The following is a 15,468-nucleotide window of genomic DNA, read 5'->3' on the forward strand; positions in this document are numbered from 1 at the left end:
GATCCGGAGGCCATCGAGCAGAAGGTCGACTTCGACCGGCCGATCCCCGTCTACATCACCTATTTCACGGCCATGCCCGGCCCTGCCGGCCTCGTCCGCCGCGAGGACATCTATGGCCGCGACGCGCCCCCTCCTGGCCGAGCTCGGCGGCGCCCAGACCCTCGCGGCCGTGGCGGCCCCCTAGGGCTTCAGGCTCGCCACATACTGCCGGATGAGCTCGACGCCCTCGTCGTGCACCAGGCTGCGGCCGAGTTCGGGCATCATGACGCCCGGCTCCGACGAGGCCATGCGGTGGACGAGGATCGACCGCTCGGGATGGCCGGGATCGATGGAGACCAGCAGCCCGCCCGAGCCGCGGCCGGCCGCCACCGGCGACTTGCCGATCCCGAGGTTGGGGCCCGGCGGCTCCTCCGAATTCAGGAACAGGCCCGAGTTGGAGGCGATGGCGCGCGGCTGGTGGCAGTGGGCGCAGTTGGCGTCGAGATAGGCCCGGGCGCGGGCTTCCAGAGGTTCCCTGGCGTCGTCCCAGCGGGCGGTGCGCGGCGCGGCCGACGGCGCCGGCGCGCCGGCCAGCAGGCCGGCCTTCGTCCAGTGGGCGAGCTGGTTCCGCGCTCCCGTGGCGTAGGCGAAGTCGCCGTTCAGGTTACGCGCCTTGGGCCCGATGGGGGTCAGCGTCTTGTCGAGCTGATGGCATTCCTTGCACTGGTTCTGGTTGGGGACGGCGTAGTCCACCCGGCGCGTCTGCCCCTTGAGGTCGACGAAGCTCACGTCCACCCGCGCCCCGGCCCGCTTCAGCACCGCGTCCTTGCGCTCCGCGTCCCAGACGTAGGCGAAGGCGGTCCAGCCATCGGCCTTGCGGATCAGCAGCCGGGTCTCGATCCAGCGGACGTCCTGGTCCGGCCGCCGGAAGTCGGCGGGGAAGGCGAAGGTCTTCACCAGGGTCGCGCCGACCGGGAAGTCGAAAACCCCGTCGGCCCGGTACGACGCCTTCGTCTTCGGCGGCAGCCAGACGTAGCGGAGCTTCTCGGCGTAGTCGCTGAACAGCGGCGTGTTCAGCGCATAGGGCGTCAGGGCCGGGTCGGCCGCGCCGGCGTGGAACAGCCGGTAATCCGAGAGCTTCGGCGCCGGCGTCGCGGCGAGGATCACGCCGAGGTCCGGCCCCGCCGGCGCCGCCGACAGGTTCAGGAGGCCCGCGGCGGCAACCGCGAGCCGGGCGAGCCATCTAGTCGGCAAGGTCGGCCTGTCGCTTGGGCAGCACGACCTTCTCGGGCTCGGCGATCACCGCGTCGCCCGAGGTCGGGGTCACGGTGGGGTCGGCGGTCATCAGCTGGCCCGGCCCCTTCAGCCGCAGGTTCAGCACCGGCCCGTCCTTCAGGTTCACCCGCACCACGTCCGGGTTCTGGGGATGCGCGGTCACGCCGTCCCACATCACCGGCGGGATGGTTCCGCCCACCGCCTTGGCGAGGATCTCGGCCCCGGCGAACTTCGGGTCGTAGCCGTTCTTGCCGATCCGGTTGTCGCGCACGACCACGTCGCGCGGCAGGGGGTTGTAGGTCTTGTCGTCGAACTTCTGGGTGTAGCTGACCAGCATCACGCCCGTGGACTGGTTGCCGTCGATCTCGTTGCCGAACACGTGGACGTTCTTGTTGGCCATCACCATGACGCCGGTGCCGACCGGCACGCTGGCCACGATGTTGCCCTTCGGCGCGAAGTTTGGCGTGTCGTTCCGGACGATCCGGTTGTTGTAGATCCGGTGCGAATGGCCGCCCATCTGCGGCAGGTTCGGCAGGTCGAAAACCAGGATTCCGCCGGTGTTGCGGGTGGCGTCGTTGTCGAAGACGTCGGCGTTGTACGAGTTCTCGATCTCGATGCCGGCGACGTTGAACTCGGCGCGGCTGCGCTTGACCACGATGTTCTTCGACTGGCCGACGTAGATGCCGGCGTCGGAGGCCCCGCGCACCACCACCTTGTCGATCAGCACGTTGGACGAGGAGACGGGATAGACCCCGTAGGCGCCGTTGGTCTCCTTCGGCCCGCCGGTCCACTCGACGCGAACGTTGATGAAGCTGATCTCGTCCGAGCCCTTGGACTTCAGGCCGTCGCCGCGGGTGTCCTCCACCGCCAGGTCGCGGACCGTGACCTTGTCGGAGGTGATCAGCAGGCCCTCGCCCGCGCCCTTCTGGCCCTTGAAGGAGAGCACCGTCCGGTCCGGGCCTGCGCCCTTCACGGTGACGTCGTCTACATCCAGCGACAGGCCGTCGGTGAGCTCGTAGCGGCCGGCGGCGATCTCCACCACGTCGCCCGGCTTGGCGTCGAGCAGGGCAGTCTGCAGCCGCTCCTGAGCGTCGGCGCCGGGCGCGACGGCAAGGGTCTTGGCCTGGGCGGCGCCGGCGACGCAGAGCGCCACGGTCGCCATGAGGGCGAGCCTCGTCATCTGGTTGTTCCTCCCCGTATTGCAGCCAGGGTGAACGCTGTTCAGGCGGGAGGCAACCGTCCCTCGCGGAAGCTGCGGAAGGTCAGCGAATAGCGGTGCTGCCCGACCGGCGGGATGGAGTGTTCCCAGGCGTCGCGGGCCTCCCCGGCGATCAGGTAGGCCGAACGGGGCGCGAGCGTCAGGGTCCGGCGCTCGAAGCCGCCGCCCGTGCGGCGGCGCAGGCGGAAGGCGCACGGCGCGCCCAGGGAGACGCCAACCACCTTCTCGAACTGCGCGCGGTCGCGGTGCCAGCCGATCGGCGCCCGGGGAGGTATTCGTTGATCAGCAACTGCGACAGGCCGCCGGGCGCGACTCCGGCGAAGGCCTCGGCGCGGGTGCGGACGGACTGCAGCCAGGTCGGAATGGGCTTCGCGCCGGCCACCGCGCCCCGGGCGGGATCGTAGCGATAGCCGAAGGAGCAGACCCGGCGCCGCGCCTCGAAACCGCGGAACTGGAAGGGCTCGAACGGGAGGTCGGCCAGCTCGGCCAGGAGCGCCGTCTCCTCGTCCGCCGAGAGGAAGTCCGGACGATAGGCGAAGCCCGGCGGCAGGCCGGGCGGGACGTCCGCGAAGAGGCCGGGTTGGGTGAGGGGCATGGCCGGGAGATGGGGCGGCCAACCCGACGGCGCCAGAAAGACGATGTCAATCGATCTTGCGATTTGGATCGCCTCTTCCTATATTAAGAATCGTTCGCAAGAGGTCAGCCATGCGCACCGCCAAGAAGACCGTCAGCTATTCGATCATGCACCTCTTCGTGGCCATTGCCGTGGCCTATGCCCTCACCCGCGACTGGCGCGCGGCGCTCGCCATCGGGATGATCGAGCCGGTCTTCCAGACCCTGGCGTTCATGGTCCATGAGCGGGTCTGGGAACGGATCGGCCGGCGGAGCGCTGCTCAGGCCGCCTGACGTCGAGGAGGCTTTGGATGGCGGACGCCGAGACGGGCTTCACCGGCTGGTCGCTCGACCGCGAGGATCGCCGCCACCTGCTGGCCCGCTTCCCGGCCCGGTATGCCGAGGCCGTGGCCGACCACGTCACCCTGAAGTTCGCGCCCGACGAGGTGCGCCTGCCCACCGAGCGGTCTGGCGAGATCGTCGGCGAGGCGGACGACGGCGAGGGCGTGCAGGCCATGGTGGTGAGGATCGGCGGGACCACCGATCGCCCGGACGGCTCGACCTATCACATCACCTGGTCGCTGGCGCCCGGCCGCCAGGCGCGGGAGAGCAACGACGTGATCGCGAAACTAGGCTGGCGGAAGTTTCCGGAGCCGATCCCGATACGCCTGGAGCCCAAGCACTACGCGCGGTCCTGAGAAAGCTTGGCAGCAACCCAGCGGCACGAGTGCTAATCTATTGTATTCATAGAACATTCACACGAATCGCGCGCAAGCTCCATGTGCGCGGTGTCGGCCGTGCGCCGGCCCGCGCCTGGACCAACAGGCCTGGAGAGCGCACGTGCTGCCGTCACCCGAGTTCCGCAAGCAGTTGGAAGGCTACGGCCTGACCACGGCGGAAATCCTCTACCGCATGCCCGACCACCCCGCCCTGCTGCAGAGCTACATCTGGCAGGACTATGACCTCTTCCCGGAATTCCCGGTGCTGAAGAAGTTCCTGGATTTCTGGGGAGCGCACGCTCGACGGCCCGCTGTTCAAGGTCACCATCGGCCATGACCGGCTGATCCGGCCTGCCGAGCTGAAGGCCATCGGCGCCGAGTTCCGCCTGCACTGAGGCGGCCTGCCTCGACAAGGCCACGGGCGGCGTGCGTGATGCGGCGGTCATGATCCGGAGTCGCCGTTGAAGCCGCCGTTCCTTCCGCTCCTCGCCGCCACGGCGCTCGCGCTCACGGCCTGCCAGGGCGGCGCGACCCGGCCGTCCTGTCCGACGGGGCAGACCTGCCTCGAGTACGGCATCGAGATCGAGCCCCTGACGCTCGATCCGCAGAAGGCCAACCTGGTCTCCGAAAGCCGGGTGATCGGCGACCTGATGATGGGGCTGACCACGGAGACGCCCGAGGCGGAGCCCATGCCGGGCATGGCCGAGAGCTGGACCACCTCGCCCGACGGCCTGACCTGGACCTTCCGGCTGCGCGACGCCAAGTGGTCGGACGGCCGGCCGGTCACCGCCGACGACTTCGTGTTCGGCCTGCAGCGGATCCTCGATCCGAAGACCGCCTCGATCTACGCCTACCTGGCCTACATCATCAAAGGGGGGAAGGAGGCCAACGAGGGCAAGGCGCCGCTCGGCAGCATCGGGGCGAGGGCGGTCGATCCGAAGACCCTGATCCTGACCCTCGAGCACCCGGCGCCCTACCTGCCGCAGCTCCTGATGCACCAGAGTTTCTATCCCGCCCCGAAGCACGTGGTGGAGCGCCACGGCGACGCCTGGGTGCAGGCCGGCAAGTACGTCTCCAACGGTCCCTATATGCTCACCTCCTGGCGGCTCGGCGACCGCATCCAGGCGGTGAAGAACCCGCACTTCTTCGAAGCCGAGAAGATCTGCGTCGACCGGATCAACTACTATCCGACGCCCGACGCGGTGGCCGCCGAGCGGCGCATCGAGCGCGACGAGCTCGACATCAACACCTCGTTCCAGTCCAACCGCTACGAGCGGCTGAAGCGGACCCTGCCGGGCTACGCCCGCACCCACGTGGCCCTGGGCACGTCCTACCTGTCGTTCAACACCCGCGACGTGGCCGCCCTGAAGGACGTCCGCGTGCGGCGCGCGCTTTCCGAGAGCGTCGACCGCGACTTCATCACCCGCAAGCTGCTCCGCGCCGGCCAGCAGCCGGCCTACAGCTTCGTGCCGCCGATCACCGCCGGCTACGCGCCAGGCCCGAAGACTGTCTGGGCCGGCAAGACCTTCGCCGAGCGGCAGGCCGAGGCCCGGGCCCTGCTCGCGCAGGCCGGCTACACGCCGCAGAGGCCGCTGAAGATCGAGATCAAGACCGCCAACAACACCGACTCCCTGCTGCTCATGGAGGCGGTGCAGGCCGACTGGCGGGCGATCGGCGTGGACGTCAGCCTGCAGCAGAACGAGGGCCAGATCGCCTTCGCCGCCTACCGCGAGCGGGATTTCCAGGTGGGCTCGATGAGCTGGTACGCCGACTTCAATGACCCGGTGAGCTTCCTGGCCCTGATGCAGTCGACGACGGGCGCCCAGAACTACGGGGACTACAAGAACCCCGCCTACGACGCCCTGCTGGCGCAGGCCGACCAGGAGCCGGACCTCGTCAGGCGCGCGGCGCTGCTCTCACGCGCCGAGCAGCTGATGCTCGGCGAGGAAGGGACGGCCCCGCTCTTCTACCAGGTGACCCGGGCGCTGGTGAATCCGCGCGTCACCGGCTGGGCCGACAACGCGCTGAACTTCCACCGCGCCCGGTGGCTGTGCGTGAAAGAGTAAGGCGGCCTACCTGCGCACGTACTCGTAGTGGCAGTTCTTCTTCTTGGCCTTCTTCTTGGCCACCGAGTGACCCACCACAGCGCCGACGCCGGCGCCCAGCAGGGTCCCTTCGGTCTTGGCGCCATTGCCGGCCACCACATTGCCGAGCACGCCGCCGGTGACGGCGCCGATGGCGGTGCCGGTGTTGGCCTTCTTCTTCACGTCCTTGTCGCAGACCAGCACGCGCTTGGTGCTCTGGGCCTCCGCGGTCAGCGGCGTAGCGGCCAGGCTGAGGGCCGAGGCGCCCATGACGGCGACGGCGAAAAGCTTGTTGCGCAACGGTTTCTCCTTCGGTCGTTCGGCGACACGCGGACAGCTAAACCCCCGGGGCCCGCGCCAGGTTGCGCGGCGGCCGCCGTCGAGACGGAACCTGAGCGGTGCTTCCGGGCTTTTTCGCGGCGCCGGCCGGCGGCGCTTCATGGCCGGCGCTAGGAGACACCCATGTCGATTCTTGCTTGGATCGTGCTGGGCCTGATCGCCGGGTTCATCGCCTCGAAGCTGGTGAACCGGACCGGCGGCAGCCTCGTGCTCGATCTCGTGCTGGGCGTCGTCGGCGCGTTCGTCGGCGGCTTCCTGTTCACCCGCTTCGGCGCCGCGGGCGTCACCGGGTTCGATATCTACTCGATCCTGGTGGCCACGATCGGCGCCGTGATCGTGCTGTTCATCTACCACGCCCTGGCCGGCCGACGGACCTGACGCCGCGGCCAGGCGTGGTGGAGGGCCCCACGCCGCGGGGCCCTTCTTCGTGCGTCAGGCGAAGGCGATCCATCGCCCGGCGGCGCCGGCCACGACCCAGACGAGGATGGTGGCGTAGCCGATGGCCTTGGCCAGCTTGCCGCTCTCCGGATCGCGCGCGGTGAACAGCTGCCAGGCCCCCAGGCCGAAGATCCACGCCAGGAACACCCAGGCAAAGGCGATGTTTACCGGGTCGAGCCGCTCGTAGTCGTCCGGCTTGACGATGAAATGGGTGGCCACGAACTGGACCGCGACCAGCGCCAGCAGGCCCGCCAGATAGATCCACCGGAGCCGCCCCCTGGGCCGCGATCAGGACGATCAGCGCGGCGGCCAGGATCATGTGCCAGACGCCGGGGTTCACCAGCTCGCCGCCGGCGAACACGAACAGCGCCAGGCCGAAGACGGCGAGGCCCACGAGGAACCACACGCGGACGCCGGCGCTGACCCGGCCGTCGGCCCGGGCGGTCGGCAGGCTCGCGCCGTAGGTCAGGATCACCCCGGCCACCAGCGCCAGCATCTTCACCGTGAAGGCCACCGAGTCGTAGAGCCGCTCGGCGTTGGCCATGCCGATCAGCACGCCGGAGACGATGATGCCGATCACCCCCACGTGCATCCAGGGGCGCAGGTTTCGCTGAACCTCCGAGGGGCTCTCGTTCGTCACCCCCACGCCGATCAGGCGCAGGTTGATCAGGATGCTGACGCCGCCGAGGACCACCAACGACAGGATGTGCAGCACCTGCCAGGAGGCGAACTGCGGCTTGATGATGTAGGCCGGCCAGACGTCGACCAGGCCCTCAACCCAGGGACGGATGGTGGGGAAGATGTCCGACGGTTTCATTGGGCGACCTCCGCCAGGCTGGCTGCGCCATGCTCGGACGCGGCGCATTCCTGCAGCACATTGGCCCAGGCCGGGATCGGCTTGCCGCACTCGTACCAGTCGTAGGCAATGAACCGGCCGAGGGTGATGACGATGATCCAGGCCGACAGCGAGGCGACCGCCGAGATCCGTGCGGCCGTCGGCGGCTTCGCCAGCGTGTCCCAGGCGGCGATGTTCCGCTGCACCCGCCCGTGGAAGAGGAGGATGTTCAACAGGGCGATCGCGATGAACACCAGCTTCGCCCGAAACCAGATATTGTGGTAATAAACCAACGGCTTGGCATAGAAGAGCGCCAGGCCGGTGATGATCACGATGGCGAAGCCGAAGACGGTCAGCGGCAGAACCTTCTGGCTGAGCACCGACACCGGCGTGCGCCTGAAGGTGACGCCCAGCAGGCGCAGGTCGACCACGAAGATGGTGCCGGCGAACAGCATCAGCGCCAGGAGGTGAGTGCCTTCCAGCAGGCCCCAGAAGTTCAGCGAGCCGAGAAGCGCCTCGCTCCACGACATCGGGTACTCGCCGGGGCCCTTGCCCAGCTCGGTCTGCAGCCAGACCAGGAAATCGCGTAACAAGGCCTCTAGCCCTCCCCCGGAGCCGATCGTGGCCGTCTTGGCGCGGCCGCCGTACCGTTCTTGCGAAAAATGTCTAGCCTATTGCGCAGATGTTTCGCCAGACTATTCCGTGACCTGAAACCGAACTGAACGGTTACGCAAGCCGCCGGCTTGCGCAGGGGCCGGCGGGTGTTCCGATCGGCGAAGGCCCATGCGAGCGGCGGGGAGGATTGGCGATGCGCGGCGTTCTGATCGTGGGGCTGGCCCTTGGCCTGCTCACCGGCGGCCCGGCCGGGGGCCAGGGCGCCGGCCCCGGCCGCCAACGACTACGCGAAGGACGAGACCTGGCTCTGCCGGCCGGGTCGCAGCGGCGACGCCTGCGACATCGACCTGACGGCGACGATCGTCGAGGCGAACGGGACCCTGAAGCGCGAGGCCTGGACGCGCAATCCGGCCCCGGAGGTCGACTGCTTCTACGTCTATCCCACCGCCTCGGCCGACCCGACGCCCAACAGCGACATGACCGTCGGCCCCGAGGAGCGGGCGGTGGTGGCCCGCCAGCTCGCCCGGTTCGGCCAGGTGTGCAGGATCTTCGCGCCGATCTACCGCCAGATCACCATCCCGGCGCTGCGCCGCATGACCGCCGGGGAACAGGTCGCCGTCGACCGCGACCTGGCCTACGGCGACGTCCGGGACGCCTGGCGCGACTACCTCGCCCGCGACAACGGCGGCCGGGGCGTAATCCTGTTCGGCCACAGCCAGGGCGCCAGCGTGCTGAAGCGGCTGGTCCAGGAGGAGGTCGAGGGCAAGCCCGCTCAGGCCCGCGTGGTCGCCGCCTACCTGATCGGCACCAACGTCCTCGTGCCGAAGGGCAAGGACGTCGGCGGCGACTTCAAGGTCATGCCGCTCTGCCGCAGCCGGGACCAGACGGGCTGTGTCGTCAGCTACGTGACCTTCCGGGAGGCCGCCCCGCCGCCGGTCAACAGCCGGTTCGGCCGCACCACCGCCGAGGGCATGGAAGTCGCCTGCACCAACCCCGCCGCCCTGGGCGGCGGCCGGGCGGTGATGGCCTCCGTCTTCGGCGCGAACAGCATGCATCCCACTGCCGCGCCGCCGAAACCGTGGACCACGCCGAATCAGCCGATCGACACCGCCTTCGTGAAGGTCCCCGGCCTGATCAGCGGCCAGTGCGTCAGCGACGCCAACGGCGGCTACCTGGCGATCCGCGTGGACGGCGACCCGCGCGACCCGCGCACCGACGAGATCAGCGGCGATCACCTGGCGAACGGGGTCGTCCAGCCCGACTGGGGCCTGCACTCCCTCGATGTGCCCGTCGCCATGGGCAGCCTGATCGAACTGGCCGGCGACCAGGCCCGCTCCTGGAAGGCGAAGCGCTGAGCAGATCGGCCGCCCGCGGCGGATAATCGTCCGCCTACCGCCTATCTGCGCCATTCGTCGCGGCTGCGCGGTCGCTCGCCGCATTGGCCATGCGCGGCGCGGGGCGGCGCCGGACCTTGCCGGTCATGACGGTGCACAGCGTAGTTTCGGCCGACGGCGAGCACCTCCGTCGGCTGGCCGCCGGACTTGAGCCCGGCCCGTTCCGGACCCTGATGGAGGCGGCGCTCGGCCATGCGGCGGCCGGCGAGGTGCGCGCCGCCGCGGCGACCTATCGCAACGCCCTCCAGATAATTCCACGCTTCCTGCCGCCCACCCTGCGTCCGCTGCTGGAGCATGCCAAGGCCGTGGCCGAGGCCAACGACAGCGAACTGGAGGCGTTTCTCGAGGAGCGCCTCGCGGGGCTGCGCGCACGGCACGGCAACCAGCCGCTCGACCGGTTCGACGCCTGCCGGGACATCCTGCTGCGCAAGCGCCGCGTCTACCGGCCTGCCCCATCCTTCATGTATTTCCCTCAGCTGCCGGCCCTCGAGTTCCACGACCGGGCCCGCTTCCCCCTGGCTCGACGCTCTGGAGGCGGCGACCGCCGACATCCGCCGGGAGCTGGTGCAGGTGCTGGCGGACGGTCCGGGCGCGCTCGAACCCTACGTCTCGGTGGACGGCGTACCGCAGGATCGCTGGCGCGAGCTCAACAACTCGCGGCGCTGGGGCGTCTTCTACCTCTGGAAGGCGGGCGAGCCGGTGGCCGAGAACCTCGCCCGGTGCCCGAAGACCGCCGAGGCGCTGAAGGCCTGGCCGCAGTGCGACCTGATGGGGACCGGGCCCACGGCCGTGTTCTCGATCCTCGACGCCAGGACCAGGATCCCGCCGCACGTCGGCGTCAACAATGCCCGCCTGATCTGCCACCTGCCGCTGATCGTGCCGCCGGGCTGCGGCTTCCGCGTCGGGGCCGAGACGAGGGTCTGGGAGCCCGGCCGCGCCTTCGTCTTCGACGACACCATAGAGCACGAAGCCTGGAACGACAGCGACCAGCCGCGGGCGGTGCTGATCCTCGACTGCTGGAACCCCGACCTGACGCCCGCCGAGCGCGAGATGATCACGGCGCTCACCGCCGGCGTCGGCGAATACTATGGCGACCTCCCGGGTCACGCGGCGGGGATCTGAGGCCTCAGCTTTCCAGGCGCCCGATTCTGCAGCTCTACGAGAACCTGGGCCTCTAGATCGCCCAGACCGGCGCCGCCATCTTGCTGATCTCGGAAGCTCGCCATGGCGCTTCAATGCACGAGCTCGGCTCCGGGCCAAATTGCACCATCATGTCGCCCCGGTTGACGGCGAGGCTTTGCAGGTCCGGAGTGTCGCCCATGTTCCTTCGCCTCGCCGCCCTCGCCGTTCTCGCCGGCTTTCCTCTGGCCGCCCACGCGGAGGATGGGGAAGTGCTGACCACTGCCGGCGCGAGCCAGCCCCTGCCGGCCGCCGCACCGGCGACGGCGCCGATCGCGGTGGCCACCACGTCGAGCCCGGGCGACGAGCGCCGGCCCCGCGAGATCGGGGCCTGGGCGCAGGGCGTTCTCGACGGCCGGCCGGCCGAGGCCGCCGACGCCGAGGGCGCTCCGCGGTCCCGCTGCCCGCCCAACGACGGCAAGCCGCATGGCGAGGTGTGGGGCTCGGTCGGGACGGGCGGCTACCGCTCGGTCGGCGGCGTGGTCACCCAGCCGATCGGCGAATGCGGCTCGGTCACCGTCGGCGTCAGCAAGAGCGAAGGCGGATACGGGCGGCGGCGGCGCTGACCGCTCGCGCTTGACCCGGGTCAAAGCCGCCCTCGCCGAAGCGCGCAGAATGCGGGCGTCAGGGAGACCCCGCCATGATCTCATCCCCCGCGCCGACGCCGCATAAGGTCGCCCACGCCAGCCTGCTGGGCGCCATGGTCCTCGCCGTCGTCTTCCTGCTGTGCTGGGCGACGGAGGCTGTCGCCGGGACCCCGCCCACCCGCGCGGTGCTCGCCTTCTTCGGGGTCGGCGGCATGATCACGCCGGCGCAGGGCGTCGCCGGGGTCGGCTGGGCGATCATCTCCGGCGGCATCGTCGGCGCGCTGCTCGCGATCTTCGGCGATCTGCTCAGCAACGTCGGCCGCCGGCGCTCCGGCGCCTGACGGGGGGCTCTACAAGACGGGGGTTATGGCGGAGAGGGTGGGATTCGAACCCACGATACCCTTTCGAGTACGCCGCATTTCGAGTGCGGTACATTCAACCACTCTGCCACCTCTCCAGAGCCGGCGCGGGCCGCCCCGTAGAGGGCCCGCTGAGCGAGCGGGCGTTCTACTCATCCCGGCGCTGTCACGCAACTGCGATGTGGCGCCGCGCATGCGGCCCTGTCAGCGGGGCCACAGGATCATCTGGGTGCAGCGGAAGACCGCCATGGTCTTGCCGGTCGTCTCATTGACCGCCTCGGCGTCCCACACCTGGGTCGAGCGGCCGCCGTGCACCAGCCAGGCGCGGCAGGCGACCACCTCGCCGACCTTGGCGGTGGCCAGGAAGTTGGTCTTGAGTTCGACGGTCGTGAAGCCGCTGGCGCCCTCGGGAAGCGAGGCGATGCAGCCGTAGCCGCAGGCGCTGTCCACCAGGCAGACCACCGAGGCGGCGTGGACGAAGCCGTTGGGCGCCATGTGGCCCTGGGTGACCGTGAAGCGCGCCTTGGCTTCGCCCGTGGCGACCACATCCCAGTCGATGCCGAGATTGCCCGGCAGCGTGCCCTTCTGCCGCGCGTTGAACGCCTCGGCCAGGTTGCCTTCCGTCATGTCAGGCGTCCTTCGCCGGGCCGTCGTAGGCGTCGCGCAGCTCGCGCTTCAGGATCTTGCCGATGTGGCTGCGGGGCAGGGCGTCGACGAACTGCAGGTCGGCCAGCCGCTGGGTCTTGCCGACCCGGCCGTTCATCCAGGTCCTGAGCTCGTCGGCGGATGCCGTCTGGCCCGGCTTCAGGGCCACATAGCCCACCGGCGTCTCGCCCCAGGCCTTCGACGGCACGCCGACCACCGCGGCCTCCAGCACCGCCGGATGCTGCACGAGCTCGGCCTCCAGGTCGCTCGGGTAGATGTTGAAGCCGCCCGAGATGATCATGTCCTTCTTGCGGTCCATGAGCGTGAGGAAGCCGTCCTCGTCGAACCGGCCCACGTCGCCGGTCCGGATGTAGCGCAGGCCCTCCGGGCTCCACCATTCGGCCTCCGAGGTCTTCCCCGGCTGGTTGTGGTAGCCGACCATCATCGCGCCCGAGCGGCCGACGACCTCGCCGATCTCGCCCTGCGGGACCTCCTTGCCGTCCTCGTCGATCAGCCGGATGTCGTGCCCCGGCAGCGGCCGGCCGACGGTGTGCAGCTTGTCCGGGAACTCGTGGGCCTGCAGCCCGCAGGAGCCGCCGCCCTCGGTCATGCCGTAGTACTCCACGAGCCCGCCGGGCCAGCGGTCGAGCACCTGGCGCTTCAGCTCCGCCGAGAACGGCGCCGAGGTGGAGAACTTCATCTGGAACGACGACAGGTCGTAGCGGTCGAAGTCCGGATATTCCATCAGCCGGCGGTACTGCACCGGCACCAGCATGGCGTGGGTGGCGCGATACTTCTCCGCGAGGTCCAGGAAGCCCTTCACGTCGAACTTCGGCATCAGCACCGCCGTCCCGCCGTTCGACAGCGTCGGCAGGAAGGAAACGAGCGTGGTGTTCGAATAGAGCGGGGTGGAGACCATGGTCACCGCCTCGGGCGGATAGACACCCCGGCGGATCTGGCCCCAGCGCATCCGGTGCGGCTGGACGATGCCCTTGGGCGCGCCGGTCGTCCCGGACGAATAGATGATGTTGAAGCCCTGGTCGGGATCGACCTCGTGCAGCACGGGCTTCGCGCCTTCGGGCGCGAGCCACTGCTCGAAGGGGACGCCCACGTCGGAACCATCGAGGCTCACGCGCTTGGCCGTCACCTGATCCAGGACGCCGGCCATGTGCTCGGCGAGCTGCGCATCCAGGAAGAAGACCTTCGCGCCCGAGTCGTTGAGCTGGACGATCAGGCTCTCGGGCGTCGACGAGGGCGCGAGCGGCGCGACGGTCGCCGCCGCGCGCAGGATGCCCAGGAAGGTCGCGCCGTACTCCACGCTCGACGAGGCGCAGATCGCCGCAACGTCAGCCTTGCCGACGCCGTCCCGCTGGAGGGCGGCAGCAATCCGGTCCATCAGGGCGTCGAGCTCGGCGTAGGAGATCGTCCGCTTGGCGTCCACGAGGGCCGGCTTGGCCTTCAGCTCGGCCGCCTGGGCGCGGATCACGTCGGCGATGGTCCCGAAGTCCTCGGCCAGCAGCGCCTCGGCGGACGGTTGTGCGGACATGGGCGCGCCTCCTCAAACAATCGTTTCAATTCACCTCATAGCGCCTTGCGGACGCTACGTCAGGGGCGTTCAGTAGAAGGAGAAGCACGAGCGGGAATACCCGCCGGTGGGAGGAGCAGGAAAGATGGACGCGACGCCGGAGATGATCTCCTTCGGGGAGAAGCTGCGCCGCCACGCCCGCACCCAGGGCGACAAGCCGGCGGTGAGCTGTGGCGACGTGACCATCACCTACGCCGAGCTGAACCGCCGCTCCAACCGCATCGCCCACGCGCTCAAGGGATACGGGGGTGAAGCCGGGGGACCTGGTGACCCTCGGCATGCAGAACGGCGTCGGCTTCGTGGCGGCGGCGCACGCCATCTGGAAGCTGGGGGCCACGCCGCAGCCGATCTCGTTCCGACTGCCGCAGGGCGAACTCGCGGCCATCGCCGACCTCGCCGAGACCCCTCTGGTGATCGCCGAATTCACCCACCAGATCGGACGCCCGATCGTCAGCGCCGACGCCCTGCTGGCTTCCAGCGACGACGACAGCGACCTGCCCGACGCGATCCCGCCGATCTCCAAGGCCCCGACCAGTGGCGGCTCCACCGGCCGGCCGAAGCTGATCCTCGCCGGCCAGCCGGGCGTCACGCCGGCGGAGACGCCGGAAGCCGGCGGCTTTCGCCTGCGCCCTATGGAGACGGCGCTGATCCCGGCGCCGATGTACCACAACGCCCCCTTCGGCATGATGATGCAGGCGACCGCGCTGGGCGCCCACGTCGTCGTCATGCCGCGGTTCGATCCCGAACAGACCCTGGCCGAGATCGAGCGGCGGAAGGCCACCTGGGTCTATCTGGTGCCGACGATGATGAGCCGGATCTGGCGGCTGCCGGAGGAGACCCGGGCGAAGTACGACCTCTCGTCCGTGGAGACGCTCTGGCACATGGCGGCGCCCTGCCCCGCCTGGCTGAAGGAGGCCTTCATCCACTGGATCGCGCCCGGCGAGGTGATGGAGCTCTACGCCGGCACCGAGGCCCAGGCCGTGACCATCATCACCGGCACCGAGTGGCTGGCGCACCGCGGCTCGGTCGGCCAGGTGCAGATCGGCGAGATGGCGATCTTCGGCGAGGACGGCCAACGCCTGCCTGCCGGCCAGACCGGCGAGATCTACATGCGCCGCCCGCCGGGCTCGCCCGCGACCTACAAGTACGTGGGCGCGACCGCGAAGACCCTGCCAGATGGCTGGGAGAGCCTGGGCGACCTCGGCTGGTTCGACGAGGACGGCTACCTCTACCTGGCCGACCGGCGCGCCGACATGATCCTGGTGGGCGGCTCCAACGTCTATCCGGCGGAGATCGAGAGCGCGCTGGAGGAGCATCCCGCCGTGCAGTCCGTGGCGGTTATCGGCCTGCCGGACGAGGACCTCGGCAGCCATGTCCACGCCATCGTGCAGGCGCGCTCGCCGGTCAGCGAGGACGAGCTGCGCGCTCACCTGAAGGACCGCCTCGTCACCTACAAGCAGCCCCGGACCTACGAGTTCGTCGACGAGGCGCTGCGTGACGACGCCGGCAAGGTCCGCCGCTCGGCGCTCCGCGAGGCGCGGTTGAAGGCGCGCGAACCGGCCTGAGCCAACTCGGCCTTCCTACCGCCGCGTCACGCCTGCTAA

General features: G+C 69.7%; 23 protein-coding genes and 1 tRNA gene. 11 read left to right on the forward strand and 13 right to left on the reverse strand.

All coding sequences use genetic code 11. From position 1 onward, the window contains the following. Positions 1–180 precede the first annotated feature (180 nt). From LRS04_RS05660 to LRS04_RS05670, 4 genes are read right to left on the reverse strand one after another with little or no spacing between them, the layout of a single operon-like run. Entirely contained in the window at positions 181–1,233 is a 1,053-nt protein-coding gene (locus LRS04_RS05660) for an SO2930 family diheme c-type cytochrome (RefSeq protein ID WP_257815534.1), read from the reverse strand. Continuing rightward, entirely contained in the window at positions 1,223–2,434 is a 1,212-nt protein-coding gene (locus LRS04_RS05665) for a parallel beta-helix domain-containing protein (RefSeq protein WP_257815535.1), read from the reverse strand. Before LRS04_RS05665 ends, LRS04_RS05660 begins: the two co-directional genes overlap by 11 nt. A gap of 41 nt (positions 2,435–2,475) precedes the next feature. After that, the gene (locus LRS04_RS27635; RefSeq protein ID WP_374574680.1) at positions 2,476–2,694 is read right to left on the reverse strand and encodes an alpha-ketoglutarate-dependent dioxygenase AlkB; all 219 of its coding nucleotides are present in this window, start codon (positions 2,692–2,694) and stop codon (positions 2,476–2,478) included. Continuing rightward, the gene (locus tag LRS04_RS05670) at positions 2,613–3,068 is read right to left on the reverse strand and encodes an alpha-ketoglutarate-dependent dioxygenase AlkB (RefSeq protein WP_257815536.1); all 456 of its coding nucleotides are present in this window, start codon (positions 3,066–3,068) and stop codon (positions 2,613–2,615) included. The genes LRS04_RS27635 and LRS04_RS05670 overlap by 82 nt, the downstream gene beginning before the upstream one ends. 110 nt (positions 3,069–3,178) lie before the next feature. Here LRS04_RS05670 and LRS04_RS05675 point away from each other — a divergent pair, with 110 nt between their 5' ends. The 5 genes from LRS04_RS05675 to LRS04_RS05695 all read left to right on the forward strand — a co-directional run bounded on the left by LRS04_RS05675 (position 3,179) and on the right by LRS04_RS05695 (position 5,870). Continuing rightward, complete coding sequence (locus tag LRS04_RS05675; RefSeq protein WP_257815537.1) at positions 3,179–3,379, forward strand: DUF2061 domain-containing protein; 201 nt, start codon at positions 3,179–3,181, stop codon at positions 3,377–3,379. A 17-nt stretch (positions 3,380–3,396) separates the two neighbouring features. Beyond that, entirely contained in the window at positions 3,397–3,783 is a 387-nt protein-coding gene (locus LRS04_RS05680) for a hypothetical protein (RefSeq protein ID WP_257815538.1), read from the forward strand. A 142-nt stretch (positions 3,784–3,925) separates the two neighbouring features. Further along, on the forward strand, positions 3,926–4,141 hold the full coding sequence (locus LRS04_RS05685; RefSeq protein WP_257815539.1) for an usg protein: 216 nt from the start codon (positions 3,926–3,928) through the stop codon (positions 4,139–4,141). Next, entirely contained in the window at positions 4,131–4,199 is a 69-nt protein-coding gene (locus LRS04_RS27640) for a hypothetical protein (protein ID WP_257818975.1), read from the forward strand. Before LRS04_RS05685 ends, LRS04_RS27640 begins: the two co-directional genes overlap by 11 nt. Before the next feature lie 66 nt (positions 4,200–4,265). Next, the gene (locus tag LRS04_RS05695; RefSeq protein WP_257815540.1) at positions 4,266–5,870 is read left to right on the forward strand and encodes a peptide ABC transporter substrate-binding protein; all 1,605 of its coding nucleotides are present in this window, start codon (positions 4,266–4,268) and stop codon (positions 5,868–5,870) included. 6 nt (positions 5,871–5,876) lie between these two features. Here the strand turns inward: LRS04_RS05695 and LRS04_RS05700 are convergent, their stop codons facing one another. Beyond that, positions 5,877–6,188, reverse strand: coding sequence for a glycine zipper 2TM domain-containing protein (locus LRS04_RS05700; protein ID WP_257815541.1), 312 nt, complete (start codon positions 6,186–6,188; stop codon positions 5,877–5,879). 162 nt (positions 6,189–6,350) lie between these two features. On the opposite strand from LRS04_RS05700, the gene LRS04_RS05705 reads away from it, so the two are divergent. Beyond that, on the forward strand, positions 6,351–6,605 hold the full coding sequence (locus LRS04_RS05705; RefSeq protein ID WP_257815542.1) for a GlsB/YeaQ/YmgE family stress response membrane protein: 255 nt from the start codon (positions 6,351–6,353) through the stop codon (positions 6,603–6,605). Here LRS04_RS05705 and LRS04_RS05710 read toward each other — a convergent pair. Together LRS04_RS05710 and LRS04_RS05715 are read right to left on the reverse strand one after the other, a co-directional pair. Then, a complete protein-coding gene (locus tag LRS04_RS05710) occupies positions 6,571–7,482 on the reverse strand; it encodes a DUF6644 family protein (protein WP_257815543.1) in 912 nt (303 codons plus the stop codon). The two genes, LRS04_RS05705 and LRS04_RS05710, sit on opposite strands and share 35 nt — an antisense overlap. Next, positions 7,479–8,093, reverse strand: a complete 615-nt coding sequence (locus LRS04_RS05715) for a DUF6644 family protein (protein WP_257815544.1) — start codon at positions 8,091–8,093, stop codon at positions 7,479–7,481. Before LRS04_RS05715 ends, LRS04_RS05710 begins: the two co-directional genes overlap by 4 nt. A gap of 246 nt (positions 8,094–8,339) precedes the next feature. Here LRS04_RS05715 and LRS04_RS05720 point away from each other — a divergent pair, with 246 nt between their 5' ends. Further along, complete coding sequence (locus LRS04_RS05720; protein WP_257815545.1) at positions 8,340–9,470, forward strand: DUF3089 domain-containing protein; 1,131 nt, start codon at positions 8,340–8,342, stop codon at positions 9,468–9,470. A gap of 41 nt (positions 9,471–9,511) precedes the next feature. On the opposite strand, the gene LRS04_RS05725 is transcribed toward LRS04_RS05720, so the two are convergent. Next, positions 9,512–10,006, reverse strand: coding sequence for a hypothetical protein (locus LRS04_RS05725; protein WP_257819261.1), 495 nt, complete (start codon positions 10,004–10,006; stop codon positions 9,512–9,514). Positions 10,007–10,058: 52 nt separating this feature from the next. Between LRS04_RS05725 and LRS04_RS05730 the strand changes: the two genes are divergently transcribed. After that, a complete protein-coding gene (locus tag LRS04_RS05730) occupies positions 10,059–10,631 on the forward strand; it encodes an aspartyl/asparaginyl beta-hydroxylase domain-containing protein (RefSeq protein WP_257818978.1) in 573 nt (190 codons plus the stop codon). Positions 10,632–10,683: 52 nt separating this feature from the next. Here LRS04_RS05730 and LRS04_RS05735 read toward each other — a convergent pair whose 3' ends face one another. Next, positions 10,684–10,830 (reverse strand): hypothetical protein, encoded by a 147-nt coding sequence (locus LRS04_RS05735; protein WP_257815546.1) that lies wholly within the window; start codon positions 10,828–10,830, stop codon positions 10,684–10,686. Here LRS04_RS05735 and LRS04_RS05740 point away from each other — a divergent pair. Continuing rightward, on the forward strand, positions 10,829–11,254 hold the full coding sequence (locus tag LRS04_RS05740) for a hypothetical protein (protein WP_257815547.1): 426 nt from the start codon (positions 10,829–10,831) through the stop codon (positions 11,252–11,254). The genes LRS04_RS05735 and LRS04_RS05740 overlap by 2 nt on opposite strands. Before the next feature lie 74 nt (positions 11,255–11,328). Then, entirely contained in the window at positions 11,329–11,616 is a 288-nt protein-coding gene (locus LRS04_RS05745; RefSeq protein ID WP_257815548.1) for a hypothetical protein, read from the forward strand. Between the two features lie 26 nt (positions 11,617–11,642). On the opposite strand, the gene LRS04_RS05750 is transcribed toward LRS04_RS05745, so the two are convergent. The 4 genes from LRS04_RS05750 to LRS04_RS05765 form a co-directional block, all read right to left on the reverse strand. Then, positions 11,643–11,732, reverse strand: a tRNA-Ser gene (locus LRS04_RS05750). A 106-nt stretch (positions 11,733–11,838) separates the two neighbouring features. After that, on the reverse strand, positions 11,839–12,261 hold the full coding sequence (locus tag LRS04_RS05755) for a PaaI family thioesterase (protein WP_257815549.1): 423 nt from the start codon (positions 12,259–12,261) through the stop codon (positions 11,839–11,841). Position 12,262: 1 nt separating this feature from the next. Next, complete coding sequence (locus LRS04_RS05760; protein WP_257815550.1) at positions 12,263–13,825, reverse strand: class I adenylate-forming enzyme family protein; 1,563 nt, start codon at positions 13,823–13,825, stop codon at positions 12,263–12,265. A 69-nt stretch (positions 13,826–13,894) separates the two neighbouring features. Next, positions 13,895–14,050, reverse strand: a complete 156-nt coding sequence (locus tag LRS04_RS05765; RefSeq protein ID WP_257815551.1) for a hypothetical protein — start codon at positions 14,048–14,050, stop codon at positions 13,895–13,897. A gap of 62 nt (positions 14,051–14,112) precedes the next feature. Between LRS04_RS05765 and LRS04_RS05770 the strand changes: the two genes are divergently transcribed. Further along, positions 14,113–15,429 (forward strand): AMP-binding protein, encoded by a 1,317-nt coding sequence (locus LRS04_RS05770; RefSeq protein WP_257815552.1) that lies wholly within the window; start codon positions 14,113–14,115, stop codon positions 15,427–15,429. Positions 15,430–15,468 lie beyond the last annotated feature (39 nt).

It is taken from the genome of Phenylobacterium sp. J367, from assembly GCF_024699985.1.
Classification (GTDB): Bacteria; Pseudomonadota; Alphaproteobacteria; order Caulobacterales; family Caulobacteraceae; genus Phenylobacterium.

Coding starts and splice junctions, on each gene's coding strand:
- LRS04_RS05665 (WP_257815535.1), bottom strand. CDS start 2,434: ATGACGAGGCTCGCCCTCATGGCGACCGTGGCGCTCTGCGTCGCCGGC.
- LRS04_RS05670 (WP_257815536.1), bottom strand. CDS start 3,068: ATGCCCCTCACCCAACCCGGCCTCTTCGCGGACGTCCCGCCCGGCCTG.
- LRS04_RS05675 (WP_257815537.1), top strand. CDS start 3,179: ATGCGCACCGCCAAGAAGACCGTCAGCTATTCGATCATGCACCTCTTC.
- LRS04_RS05680 (WP_257815538.1), top strand. CDS start 3,397: ATGGCGGACGCCGAGACGGGCTTCACCGGCTGGTCGCTCGACCGCGAG.
- LRS04_RS05705 (WP_257815542.1), top strand. CDS start 6,351: ATGTCGATTCTTGCTTGGATCGTGCTGGGCCTGATCGCCGGGTTCATC.
- LRS04_RS05710 (WP_257815543.1), bottom strand. CDS start 7,482: ATGAAACCGTCGGACATCTTCCCCACCATCCGTCCCTGGGTTGAGGGC.
- LRS04_RS05740 (WP_257815547.1), top strand. CDS start 10,829: ATGTTCCTTCGCCTCGCCGCCCTCGCCGTTCTCGCCGGCTTTCCTCTG.
- LRS04_RS05735 (WP_257815546.1), bottom strand. CDS start 10,830: ATGGGCGACACTCCGGACCTGCAAAGCCTCGCCGTCAACCGGGGCGAC.
- LRS04_RS05745 (WP_257815548.1), top strand. CDS start 11,329: ATGATCTCATCCCCCGCGCCGACGCCGCATAAGGTCGCCCACGCCAGC.
- LRS04_RS05755 (WP_257815549.1), bottom strand. CDS start 12,261: ATGACGGAAGGCAACCTGGCCGAGGCGTTCAACGCGCGGCAGAAGGGC.
- LRS04_RS05760 (WP_257815550.1), bottom strand. CDS start 13,825: ATGTCCGCACAACCGTCCGCCGAGGCGCTGCTGGCCGAGGACTTCGGG.
- LRS04_RS05765 (WP_257815551.1), bottom strand. CDS start 14,050: ATGGTCACGTCGCCACAGCTCACCGCCGGCTTGTCGCCCTGGGTGCGG.